This is a genomic window from Synechococcus sp. H60.3, from assembly GCF_047462295.1.
Taxonomy (GTDB): domain Bacteria; phylum Cyanobacteriota; class Cyanobacteriia; order Thermostichales; family Thermostichaceae; genus Thermostichus.
This window is the reverse complement of record NZ_JANSIY010000083.1, coordinates 1-11,500: the sequence shown is the minus strand read 5'-3', so window position 1 is coordinate 11,500 and position 11,500 is coordinate 1. Positions and strand designations below refer to the sequence as shown.

Genomic DNA, 11,500 nt, shown 5'->3' with positions numbered 1-11,500 from the left:
GCCTTCTCCCAGCTTCGGAGTTGCGGCTGCGTAGCCATTTCAAACCAGATTGAGACACCTCCCAGGCTCTCCACACCGCTGCCGTGACGCCTCTCCCTGAGGGAATCAACCCAAGCGCTCCGCGCTGCTAGCGCGACCACCCCCGGCCCCTCTCCCTCAGGGAGAGGGGAGTTGGGAATTGGCGAGACAAGCCGTTTCTATTGACGATGAGCACGTATCCGGATCCCTGTGATAGATGGCCAGGGTCGAGAGGTTACAGACGATGAGCTGCAGGTAGTGTTGTCAGAATCGGAGATCCGGGAAAATTTTTCTCTCAATCACCTACGGGTAGTGGCAAAGTGCAAGATTTCGGCTTTGATTAGGGAAGCACTGGGTGAACCCGTGCTGCAGTGAAGCAAGAACACGCTTGGCTAACGGAGTGAGGTGTGAGGATGATGAACCGTCGAGTTGCCTGGGGATGGGCGCTGAGCTTGATCCTTTCGCTGCCCCTGTTGGCTGTAGAAGGCCGACTTGAGGAAGCCGCCGCTCAGCAGTTGACCTCCGCCAATCCACAAAGCCTCAGCCGCATCACCGATATCCGCCTGGTGCCCCACGGCAACCGCATGAAGCTGGAGATCACCACTGCAGGGGGCGCCCGTCCACAGGTGTTCTTTACCCAACAGGGCCGGTCTTGGATTGGGGATATCACCAATGCCCAACTGGATGGCGGTCAAGGCCGCTATCGTCAGGAGTCTCCCTTGCCGGGAGTGCGCTTCATCGAAGCCAAGCAACTAGGCAGTGACAGCGTGCGGATAGAAATTGCCGGTGTTGCGGCAGCTCCCCAGGGCTTGCTGGCCCGGCGCAGCCCGACGCAGTTGGTCTTCGAGTTTGAGGGCTTGCCCTCTGCCCCGCCCGCTCCTGTAGCGGCAGCGCCTAGCCAAGTAGCGCCCAATCAATCGGCCTCGCCAACCCGACCTCAGCCTGTGGCCCCGCCGCCAGCTCCTGCCTCCCCTCCGGCTGCTCAAAACTCTCCTTCTCCCCAGGGGACAGCCCCTACTCCTCAGCCCCTTGCCCAAACTCCTCCCCCTTCCCCGCCAGCTCAGGTGGCTCCTCCCCCTCAGCCGGCTTCCCCTGGGCCGGTCATTTCTCAGGTGCCCTCCGTAGGGCAGCTCAACCAACCCCAACTGCCACCAGGAAGTTTGCCTGCTGAGTCTCCTTTCCAAGGAAGAGCTGTGGCTCCTCCGGCTGGAGATATTGCTGTCGGCACGATTCTACCCGATCCCCCTCCTGTTGACCTGGGAACCAACGCCAAGATTAGCCTGACCTTGAAGGATGCTCCCGTGGGGGATGTGCTGAGTTTGTTGGTGCGACGGGCAGGTTTGAATGTGGTGCTCAACGACGTTCCACGCGAGCTGACTATCTCTTTGGACGTGCAGGACTCGCCCCTACAAGAGACGTTTAACTTTATCCTGCGGCTAAAACAGCTACAGGCACAGCGACGGGGCCAAACTGTCTTTATTGGACAAAACCTGCCAGGGGTGAGCGGGATCCTAGTGCGCAACTACCGCCTGAACCAAGCCGTTGCCGCAAATATAGCTCCTCGTCTCGAAGCTGTTTTAAATGCCGTAGCTCCAGGCGCCCAATTTGATGTGGACGAGCGCACCAACTCCATTACCGTGATCGGCACCGAGCGACAGCAGGACATCGCCGCTGCCCAGATTGCTCAACTGGATGTGCGCCGGCGGCAGGTTTTGATTTCCGTAAGAGCGGTCGATATCCGTCTGAACAACAACGAGAGCTTATCGGTTAACTTGGGCGGAGCCTCTGGTAACTTTGCTGTTGGAACCTTGGGAGGGGCAAGCTTCGGTGGCGAGCCACTGAACCAGCCTCAGGGATCCTCAGTAGAATCCATTGGCCCCACTGGGCCCTCTGGCTCTATTACAGGTATCTTCAATACCCTCAACCGCCTGCAACAATCCTTGGCTTTGCGAGTTCAAGCAGCCATTCAGAACGGAACCGGCAAAATTTTAACCGATCCCAAAGTGGTGGTGGCAGATGGCAGCTCTAGCCGGATTAGCATTGCCACCAGCGTGCCTGTAAACGTTGAAACCATTACCATACCCCAAGGAGAAAACCAGCCACCAGTTGTTACCCAGCGTTTGCAGAGAGAGGAGGCTGGAGTTATCTTAAACGTTTCGGATGTCAGGATAGATGACAATGGATTTGTTACCTTAACTATTCGGCCTGAGATTTCCATCCCCATACCCATCCAAGTGCTGGAAGGTGGAGACTTTGCAGGGATCCAGCTTTTTAACATTGATAGGAGACAGTTAGAAGCCTCTCAATTGAGACTAAGAGACGGACAGACTTTTATTATCGCCGGCCTAATCCAAGACAGAGATACTGTCGAGGTTCGTAAGGTTCCTCTGTTAGGGGACTTGCCTCTTCTAGGTGCTTTGTTTCGCTCCCAGACTGTGAATAATGAGCGCAATGAGGTAGTTTTTATGCTGACGCCCTATATCATGGACGATAACGTAGCCTTTGGTCTACCTTCTAATCTATAAGACAGTAGGAAGTTAGTATGCTAAGCCGTCAAGTTTCTCAATTCTCGGCCATCCTAGTCGTTAGTAACTTGTGGATTACAGCCTGTCAAAGAATCAAGGGGTACAGTAGCAACACCTAGCAAACCAACCTCGGAAGCAGGATGGATTGTTCAGTAGTCAAGAAGTCTTCACTATCTGCTCCAGGCTATACTTTCCAATTCTGGAAAACTGCCAAATAAAATGCTTCAACACTGACCCCATCATCTCAATAGGATTCAATTCCGGCGCATACACAGGCAGGTACAGCTAACTACTCCTCTTAGGGAAATAGCTCCAATAACAGTATGCTTTCCCCCTTGCATCTCCGACGATAATGATAAGCTATTTGACCATGTAAGCTCCGAGCTAATCCCCGTTCCATTCCCTTCCACACCCCTGTCTAGTCGAGGGCAATCAAATCCTCCGGTGGAATATCCCTGACTTCTTGACTATAAGCTAGTCGTTCTCTTTGCACCTCCTCTTCTTGGACTCTCCCACTGCGATAAGTCTTTGCTCTTTCAAGAAATTGTGTATCGTGACAGTCCTCACATCAATCGTGAAGCGCTCCCGCAACAGTTCTTGATGCTGCCACAGGTAGAAGTCTGGGTGTTCTGCAATAATTGCCATCACTTCCTGTCGATGTTGTTCCAAAATACCCACTTGCTTCCTGCCTACTCTCCTGGGGGTTAAATCCTGAGTTTGTTTGTACACTGTACTGTTCTTTTGGTCGCTATGAACTGTTTGGCTGCCTGGCGGATAGAGGTCTGACCTGCCTGATAAGCTGCCACGACTCTTTGCCGTAAATCCAAAGAATGGGCTGGCATCCGCTTCTCTCCTTCCTTTTGAAACCTGCACCCTAATTAACAGGCTGTACTCTAGGCTATATACTGCCGAGATTAGGCAGCTTACCGCCAGGACTAATGACCAGGGCTTGCGCCGCCGAATTCGTGGGTCAACCGCTTGGTTCAGCTTGGCATTGAGCAGCGCCGACTTTATCCGGTTGGCGAGGGGTCTCAGCTCCTGTAGCCAGCAACACCACTGACGAAGGATGGGCAAAGAATCGCTGCGTAGAGTCGATCGATCTGGCCGGCGGCGGGATCCCCTAGGGGGAGTTTCCGAGGGTTGGGGAAAGTCTGGACACTGCGGCTATGGCGAACTAGCTTAGAGGCAACTCTTTTCTCAAGTTTTCTCAAGCTAGTTCGTGGGGTGGGATCCATGCTGAGGCCCAGTCTTTTGTTCTCCGGATCGGCGCTTCTGGGTTTGTTGTCTTGGCTGTGTTTGAGCGGCGAATGCGGCTGGTTGGCTTCCCTGCGCAAGGGACGGGGCGCTGTCCCTGAAATTTCCTCGGCACCAGCGCAGAGTGTTCAAGTGGCGGCATTTGCAGATGAACCCGATCCTGAGCTCCTGCTCAGGCAACAAGCCCAACTGGAAGCCCAAGTACGGCAGCTGGAGCAGCGCTCTCAAGCGCATCAGTTGCTGGCGCAGCAGGCGGCCCAAAGGGGGATCCCTCTTTCCACCCAGGCTGGCGAGCGTTTTCACTTGGATCGCGTCTATCTGGCGCGGCTAGCTCAATTTCTGGAACAGGAGCCGGGGAACGCGCAGCTGTATCTGCAGCGGGCTCAGTACTTCTGGGATCGGTTGCAGGGCGATCCCTTGGCCTTGCCGGAGCCAGACCAGGCGACTGCTGTTGACCACCTGCTGAGCTTGGCGCTGCGGGATCTGGACATTGCCATTGCTTTGGATCCCTATTTGCCTGAAGCTTACTTGCTCAAGGCCAGGATTCAACACGAGTATTTCGGGGAGCTGGAGCAGGCTTTGGCAACTTTGTCCCCCCTGGATCGCATTGCCTATCACAACCCCCAACTTCACTTGTTGCGCTCTCGCATCTGGGCCGAACAGGGGCATCTGGAATCGGCGTTTGATGTGTCGCACCTGGCCATCGAGCTGGCCAAGCAAAACCAAAGCCCTGCCGATCTTTTCGATGCTTATGTCCATCGCGGCCTGATGTGGGCCAGCATTTGCGACTTCAACTTGGCCGTTCAGGATTTCAGCCGAGCTATCGAGGCGCAGCCGCAGCAAGCCGAGGGCTACTACCACCGCGGCATGGCGCGCGCCTATCAGGGGGAGGATAGGGCCGCTGCCGCTGCCGACCTGGGCCGTGCTTTGACGCTGTGGCAGGCTGCAGGCAGAGGATCCCCAGAGCTGCTGGAATATGTAGAAGCAGTACGGATGGAACTGTTGCAGTAACTCCACTGCTGGCTGGGTTTCTGCTGCGGATCTTTGTCTGGCCCGTTGGGTAGAGAGGTTCTGGGTTTGGGGTCTCTGGGCAGAGGGCGTTTGGCAAGTGCGGCCAAGCCATTCCAGGGTGGTAGAGCCGTCTGTTACCCAGGAAAACTGGAACGCTCCCCTTGAAGAGAACCCAGCCAGATGATGAGCCGAAGACAACTGACCCTCTCCGTCTCCTCCATAGCCCTGGTGGTGGCCACAGGGATGCTGCTGCTATTGGGGCAACTGCGCAACCTGGTGCTGACCGCGATGATTGCGTTGGTGGTGGCAGTGGCGCTGGATCCCTTGGTGGATCTGGCGGAGCGGCTGTGCATTCCCGGCTGACTGGGGGTGGTGGCCACTGTCCAGGGGGGCTGGACGTTTTTGTAGGTGCTGATCCTGTACGTTGCCGTTCAAAACTTGGAAACCTATCGGCTCTCTGGCTTAGCAAGAGAGCCGCTCCCCCGCGGGGAGCAACCTGGAGGGATCCTTGCCCTCTCCTGCCAGTGGCTCTGCGGAGGCCGACTCCCTGACGCGGTCAGCTTTCTCCGGGCGCAGTCTTGGCTGGGTCGAGAGGAGCTGGCGGAGCTGGCCAATCTCGCTCAGATACCGGCTCGGAGAGATCTAGAGGGTTGAAGCGGTTCATGGCCGCCCTTAATCCTTCTTGCAAGCAACACTCCACTGCTTCCACTGCTGCCCTCAGAACCCGCTCCAGCACTGCCTGCTCGGTAGGTTCAAACCTTCCCAAAACATGCCCAACCATGTCTTGGTGGCCTTTGGGCTTGCCCACCCCCAGCCGTAGGCGAGGGAAGGCCTCGCTTCCCAAATGCTGGATGATGGACTTCATGCCGTTGTGTCCACCAGCAGAGCCAGATCCCCGCAGACGCAGGCGACCCAGGGGCAAGTCCATATCGTCGTACACCACCAGAACCGAGGCGGGATCCAACTTGTACCAATCCATCACCGCCCGCACCGACTGGCCAGAACGGTTCATGTAGGTCTCCGGCTTGAGCAGGCGCCGCTTGCCCCCCAGGGCAAGCCCTTCTCCGTAGGAGCCCTGGAACCGCTTTTCCAGAGCCAACGGGATCCCCCAGCGCTCCGCTAGCCGATCCACCACCATAAAGCCGCAGTTGTGCCGGGTGTTGGCATACTGCGGGCCAGGGTTGCCCAAGCCGACAATGAGCTGGATGGTAACCTCCTCTGGCGGCTGGCTCTCGATCTGGGTCACTGCATCGTCTTTTGCCTCCACAGGTAAAGTAGGGTAGCAGAGTTACTCTGGATAGGCGAGCCCCAGCCTCCCCCCTCGGGGCGGCGGTGGGAACGCCCGTAGCCCAGTAGAGGATAAGCCATGTCCCTCAGGCCTGCCCCCTTCGAGCTCTCCCTTGGCGAAGCTAAATTCGAGCCTGCTGCTGCCTTGCGCCTGAGTCAGCGGCTGATCCAGGTGGGGATTGCCCTTTCCTCAGAAACGGATTTAAAGCGGCTGCTGGAGCTGATTGTTGCCCAGGCGCGCGAGCTAACCTGCTGCGATGGGGCCAGCCTGTTCCTCCGCGAAGGAGATGAGCTGCGCTTTTTCGTGGTCAAGCGCAACGAGGAGCTGCGGGATCTGCGCCTCCCCCTCAGCCCTTCCAGCATCGTGGGCTATGTAGTGCTTACCGGGGAGAGCTTGAATCTGCCGGACGTTTACCAACTGCCCCCCAATCTGCCCTACGCTTTTAATCCCCAGGTGGATCGGCAGACTGGCTACCGCACCCGCTCCCTGCTCACGGTGCCGCTGCGGGATCCCTCAGGAAACATCCTCGGAGCCTTGCAACTCTTAAACCGCCTCAGGCCGGATCGTCCTGCTGAGCTAGCGCCCAACCAGGTGGCCGAATGGAGTCAGCCGTTTTCTGAGCTGGAAGTCCAGGTGGCCGAAGCCCTAGCTTCCCAGGCAGCTGTTGCTTATCAAAATGTGCGCTTGCGGGAAGAGCTAAAATCGGCTCACCTGGAAACGATTTTTTGTCTAGCTCAGGCCGCTGAGTATCGGGATCAGGACACGGCTTTCCACCTAAAGCGCATGAGCCACTACTCCCGCATCATTGCCCAAGAGTTGGGCCTCTGCAGCCATGAACAGGAGCTGATTTTCTACGCCAGCCCTCTGCACGATGTGGGCAAAATCGGGATCCCGGATGCCATCTTGCAAAAGCCAGGCCCCCTCACCCCCGAAGAGCGACAGATCATGAACCGCCACCCTGAGATTGGCTACGAGATCCTCGGCAAGTCCGACTCGGAGCTGATGAAAAAAAGCGCCATCATTGCCCTCACCCACCACGAGAAGTTTGATGGCAGCGGCTACCCGCGGGGCCTCAAGGGCGAAGGGATCCCGCTGGAAGGGCGGATTGTGGCTTTGGCCGACGTGTTCGACGCCTTGGCCAGCCGCCGCCCCTACAAAGCAGCCTGGGATCTAGACGAGATCTTTCGCTTTGTGGAAAGCAACAGCGGCAGCCACTTCGATCCCCACGTGGTGGCAGCTTTTAAGCGCGGGCGCGGCGAAATTCTGGAGATCTACCACCGCTATCAAGAGGCTCACTAACCCCAGATCCCCTTAGCCCCTGGGTTCAGAACAGGTTCCTCGCCTGCCCACCAATAAAGCACAAATGAAAGAGAAAAAGCATCTCTCCGCACAATCCCGTATAGGCTTGTAGCCAGCAGACAAGATCTCAAGCCAAACTAAGGTTGGCCGGCTCTGTTTGCCACCGGTTCGCTGGAAAGGCGAGCAGAGCTCTGCCTCTGTGCTCCTCTATACATAGCACATTCTTGGCCACTTGTCTCTGCCCAACCCGCGCCGAGGATCCCTGTGATGGCTACCCTGACCAATCCGCCCACTCCCACCCTCTCGATCAACACCAAGCTGCGCGATCTGGCCCTGGTGGACTTTCAGGTGAGCGAGTCCACCCCCTGCGAGAACGTGGTGCGCCGTCTAGAAGATGATCCCAGCCTTTCGGGGGTCATCGTGCTGGATGAGCGGTCGCGGGTGCAGGGGATGTTGACCCGCCGCGCCATTTTGGAGTGGATGCTGAGCAAGCCCTATGGCCTAGACGTGTTTTTGAAGCGGCCCATCAGCTCCATGGTGGAGTTCCACGGACGGGGCTTTTTGCTGCTCCCCGGCGACTGCGATGTCATCGCGGCGGCCAGCCAGGCCTTCCGGCGGCCCCAGGAGACCATCTACGACCCGGTGGTGGTACAAGTTGGTTCCCAGGACTACCGCCTTTTGGATGTGCCGGTGTTGTTGGTGGCCCAGTCGCAGGTGCATCTGGCCACGCAGCGGAAGCTGCAAGAACAGCAGGAGGAGATGCAACGGATCTTGGCCGAGCTGGAGCAAGAGAAAAACCGCAGCCTTCAGTATGCCCGCGATCTGGAGCGGCAAAAGGCCGAGATCCTCAGCCAGAACATCGCTCTAGATCGGGAGCGGCGCCAGGCCCAGCAGCGCTCCGAAGAACTGGCCCGCCTCAACGCCCGCATCATCGAGATCAGCTCGGTGCTCTCGGAGAAGGGCAAATCCACCTTTGCCGCCACCTTTGCCGGAGTAGAGGCCGTTCGCCGTCTATTTCAGGAAATTGCCGACAGCAACCAGGAGCTCTCCCGCGAGCTCAAAGAAATCAACACCATCGTTGACTTGATCGTAGAGGTGGCGGGCTATATTCGCCTGCTCTCCTTTAATGCGGCTGTGGAGGCCAACCGCAGCGGCGGAGGTGGCGGTTTTGGCGCCATCGCCCAGGAGATTCGCAAATTGGCAGGGCGCACCACCGAAGCCAGCAACCGCATCCGCGGCTTGGCAGAGCGCATCCAACGCCAAAGCCAATCCACCCTGCAATCAGCCCAGGCCAGCGCCGAGATGGTGCAATCCCTTTACCAGCAGGCCCAGTCGGCCCAGGCGGCTCTGGAGGAGTTGCAAGCCCTCTTGGAGCGGGCCCAGGTTTAGCCTTTTTTGGGAGTGGTCTGGCCCTCGCGGATCTCGTAGGTGTAAAACTGCCCTGCCACTGCCAGAGTTTGGAAGTGGTAGGTGGGCAAGGAGATCCCCAGCGGGCCAAAGTTAAGCAACGACAAATCGGTGCTGTAGAGGCTGAAGAGGATAAAGTTTTGCCGGCGGGTCTGGCGCAGGAACAGCTCTGCCAACTCCGGTTGCAGCTCTTGCACAAGGGCGTGACATTCCTCAATGAGGGTGGGCAAAAAAGCCGGGATCTGGGCGCAGTATTCCCGTGTAGCATAGGCAGCCAACTGTTCCCCTGCGTAGGCCCCGTACGCTTCCGGGGTGGGATTGGAGATGGCCAGAGCCAGTCCGAACAGCAAGCCCAGAACCTTCGCCATGGCAGCCTCCAAAACAAGATCCCGATCTTCCTCTGGGCTCGGATCCCTCCAGCCATTTCCCCAATCCAGATGCGCCCGTCAGCGGGCTAGGAAGTTAAGATGGAATCCCAGACCCGATGACTTCAGATAGCATCTACAAACCCATGGAACTGGCCGATCTGAGACGCAGCCTAGAATCGCTCACCTCGCGCCTGAGCAGTGCTCAGGACTATCTTTGACCTGCCCCGCCTAGAGCAACAGATCGCCATTTTGGAGCAAGAGGCGGCGCAGCCGCAATTTTGGAACGATGCCGAGGCGGCCCGCCGCCACCTGCAACAGCTTAACAGCCTCAAGGCCTCCTGGGATCAAGTCCACCGCTGGAAGGATTGCCTGGAAGATGCTGCTAGCGCCCTGGAGCTGTTGCAAGAGGATCCCGACCCGGAGCTGTTGGCGGAAGTGTCCGGATCCCTGGCGGCGGTGGAGCGGGAGCTTAGCCAATGGGAGTTGCAGCAACTGCTTTCCGGCCCCTATGACAAAAACGGCGCCATCCTCACCATCACGGCCGGCGCGGGGGGAACCGATGCCCAGGACTGGGCAGCGATGCTCCTGAAGATGTACACCCGCTGGGCAGAAAACCAGGGCTACAAGGTTCGCCTCTCAGAATACTCGGAAGGGGCAGAGGCCGGCATCAAGTCGGCCACCTTGTTGATCGAGGGGCCCTACGCCTATGGGTATCTTTCCGCCGAGAAGGGCAACCACCGCATGGAGCGCATCAGCCCCTTCAACGCCAACGGCAAGCGCCAGACCAGCTTTGCCGGCGTCGAGGTCATGCCCATCCTGGAGGAAGAGAATGAGTTCGAGCTGAGGATGGAGGATCTGGAGTTCGAGACTTCCCGTTCCGGCGGGGCAGGCGGCCAAAACGTCAACAAGGTGGAAACAGCGGTGCGGGTTATCCACAAGCCCACCGGCATTGCCGTGCGCTGCACCGAGGAGCGTTCCCAACTGCAAAACAAGGAGCGGGCTATCCAGATCCTGAAGGCGAAGCTCATCGAATTGGAAGAGGAAAAGCGCCGGCAAAAGCTGGCCGAGATCCGCGGCGAGATGGTGACCCAGGGCTTTGGGGGCCGGATCCGCACCTACACCTTTGATCCCTACAAGTTGATCAAAGACCACCGCACCAACGCCGAAACCTACAATGTCGAGGCGTTTATGAATGGCGAACCGGAGGAGCTGATGCACTTTATCCAGGCCTACCTGCGGCAGGAACGGGCCAAGCAAGCCGCCGCAGTCTAGGGCCGGCTGTGGCGCTCCCACACCGCCTGCATCAGGGCTGCCCGCTCCTGGGCTGAGATCGCGCCCAATTGAACGGGATCCCACTCTGGGAAAAACTCCCCCACCCCCCATCCCAAGGCTCTGGGATGGGCTGTTTTTGCCTGCAGGGATCCCGCCCAAACTAGGCCGTGCCAAGCGCCAATAGGGGTTTCCAGGGCCGAGGAAAACACCAGATCCAACCCCGGGTGTTGGCTGAGGTAGTCCCTCAGGGCAAGACCGGATCCGACCAAAGAGGGCTTGACCACCAGGATCCCTCGCCAGCCGGAGCGGTGGACGGCTTGCAACTGCTCCAGGCCAGCCACTGACTCATCCAGAGCAAGGGGAGTTTGAAACTCGCGGCTCAGTTGGATCAAGTCGGCGTACTGCTCCGGGGGCAGGGGCTGCTCGAAAAACTCGATCTTGCCCGGCCACTCCCGATTGAGCTGGTCGCAAAGGGCCAGCCAGCGCCGCGCCTCTTCTAGGGTCAGCCCCCCATTGGCATCCAGGCGCAGCCGGGATCCGGGCGGCAGTTGCTCCAGCCAGCTTGCCAGCTTTTTCCACTCCTGCTCAAAGGCATCCACCCCCACCTTGCCTTTGTAAACCGGGTAGAAACCTGGGGGCGCGGTTTTTCCCAAAAGCCCACAAAACGCAAGCCCCGAGAGATCCCTGGCCAGCCAGCCGGGATCCCGACAGGCCAGCCAGGCGCATTCCAAGCCAAAGCGAGTGGCGGGCAGAGTTGCTGGGATCCCTTCAATCTGCACCTCGGATAGCTCAGCCGGCAACTGCTGGCAAAACGCCAGCGCTTGCTCCAAAGTCTCGCTGCCCAACCAGGGGATGGGAGCAATCTCCCCGTAGCCCTGCTGACCCGTCTCCAGATCCGTCAGCCGGATCAGGATCCCTTCCCGGACAGACCATAGGCCGTAGCGCGTGCGCAAAGGCCGCCGGAAGAGCCGCCGATACCGGCAAAACTCAAAGCGCATTTTCAGTCCAATCCAGTTGAGGATCCCCCCGAAAGGGGAGTTTCCAATTTCTAGGGATCC

The 11,500-nt window shown here is 58.3% G+C and carries 9 protein-coding genes and 1 pseudogene; 6 read left to right on the top strand and 4 right to left on the bottom strand.

Annotation, left to right across the window (positions count from 1 at the left end):
* Positions 1-431: 431 nt before the first annotated feature.
* Positions 432-2,543, top strand: coding sequence for an AMIN domain-containing protein (locus NW841_RS09355; protein WP_414386175.1), 2,112 nt, complete (start codon positions 432-434; stop codon positions 2,541-2,543).
* A 93-nt stretch (positions 2,544-2,636) separates the two neighbouring features.
* On the opposite strand, the pseudogene NW841_RS09350 reads toward NW841_RS09355, so the two are convergent.
* Positions 2,637-3,385: pseudogene (locus tag NW841_RS09350) on the bottom strand (IS630 family transposase).
* Between the two features lie 544 nt (positions 3,386-3,929).
* Here NW841_RS09350 and NW841_RS09345 point away from each other — a divergent pair.
* Together NW841_RS09345 and NW841_RS09340 are read left to right on the top strand one after the other, a co-directional pair.
* A complete protein-coding gene (locus tag NW841_RS09345; RefSeq protein ID WP_414378655.1) occupies positions 3,930-4,808 on the top strand; it encodes a hypothetical protein in 879 nt (292 codons plus the stop codon).
* A 180-nt stretch (positions 4,809-4,988) separates the two neighbouring features.
* Positions 4,989-5,171 (top strand): hypothetical protein, encoded by a 183-nt coding sequence (locus NW841_RS09340; RefSeq protein ID WP_414370555.1) that lies wholly within the window; start codon positions 4,989-4,991, stop codon positions 5,169-5,171.
* 193 nt (positions 5,172-5,364) lie between these two features.
* On the opposite strand, the gene pth is transcribed toward NW841_RS09340, so the two are convergent.
* A complete protein-coding gene (pth, locus tag NW841_RS09335) occupies positions 5,365-6,054 on the bottom strand; it encodes an aminoacyl-tRNA hydrolase (protein WP_414386174.1) in 690 nt (229 codons plus the stop codon).
* 120 nt (positions 6,055-6,174) lie between these two features.
* On the opposite strand from pth, the gene NW841_RS09330 reads away from it, so the two are divergent.
* Together NW841_RS09330 and NW841_RS09325 are read left to right on the top strand one after the other, a co-directional pair.
* Positions 6,175-7,395 carry an HD domain-containing phosphohydrolase gene (locus tag NW841_RS09330; RefSeq protein WP_414386173.1) on the top strand — a complete coding sequence of 407 codons (1,221 nt, stop codon included), beginning with the start codon at positions 6,175-6,177 and terminating at the stop codon, positions 7,393-7,395.
* Positions 7,396-7,662: 267 nt separating this feature from the next.
* Entirely contained in the window at positions 7,663-8,784 is a 1,122-nt protein-coding gene (locus NW841_RS09325; protein ID WP_414386172.1) for a methyl-accepting chemotaxis protein, read from the top strand.
* Here the strand turns inward: NW841_RS09325 and NW841_RS09320 are convergent.
* Positions 8,781-9,170, bottom strand: coding sequence for a DUF4359 domain-containing protein (locus tag NW841_RS09320; protein WP_414386171.1), 390 nt, complete (start codon positions 9,168-9,170; stop codon positions 8,781-8,783). The two genes, NW841_RS09325 and NW841_RS09320, sit on opposite strands and share 4 nt — an antisense overlap.
* Before the next feature lie 143 nt (positions 9,171-9,313).
* Here NW841_RS09320 and prfB point away from each other — a divergent pair.
* A protein-coding gene (gene prfB / locus NW841_RS09315) for a peptide chain release factor 2 (protein WP_414386176.1) occupies positions 9,314-10,442 on the top strand; the annotation gives its coding sequence in 2 pieces (ribosomal slippage) (positions 9,314-9,385 and positions 9,387-10,442; 1,128 coding nt in all).
* Here the strand turns inward: prfB and NW841_RS09310 are convergent.
* Positions 10,439-11,500 (bottom strand): o-succinylbenzoate synthase (locus tag NW841_RS09310; protein ID WP_414386170.1); only part of this gene is annotated, 1,062 nt, incomplete at its 5' end. The genes prfB and NW841_RS09310 overlap by 4 nt on opposite strands.

Excerpts from the sequence above, each read along its gene's own strand:
- NW841_RS09320 (WP_414386171.1), bottom strand. The coding sequence starts at position 9,170 with ATGGCGAAGGTTCTGGGCTTGCTGTTCGGACTGGCTCTGGCCATCTCC.
- NW841_RS09355 (WP_414386175.1), top strand. The coding sequence starts at position 432 with ATGATGAACCGTCGAGTTGCCTGGGGATGGGCGCTGAGCTTGATCCTT.
- NW841_RS09340 (WP_414370555.1), top strand. The coding sequence starts at position 4,989 with ATGATGAGCCGAAGACAACTGACCCTCTCCGTCTCCTCCATAGCCCTG.
- NW841_RS09330 (WP_414386173.1), top strand. The coding sequence starts at position 6,175 with ATGTCCCTCAGGCCTGCCCCCTTCGAGCTCTCCCTTGGCGAAGCTAAA.
- NW841_RS09325 (WP_414386172.1), top strand. The coding sequence starts at position 7,663 with ATGGCTACCCTGACCAATCCGCCCACTCCCACCCTCTCGATCAACACC.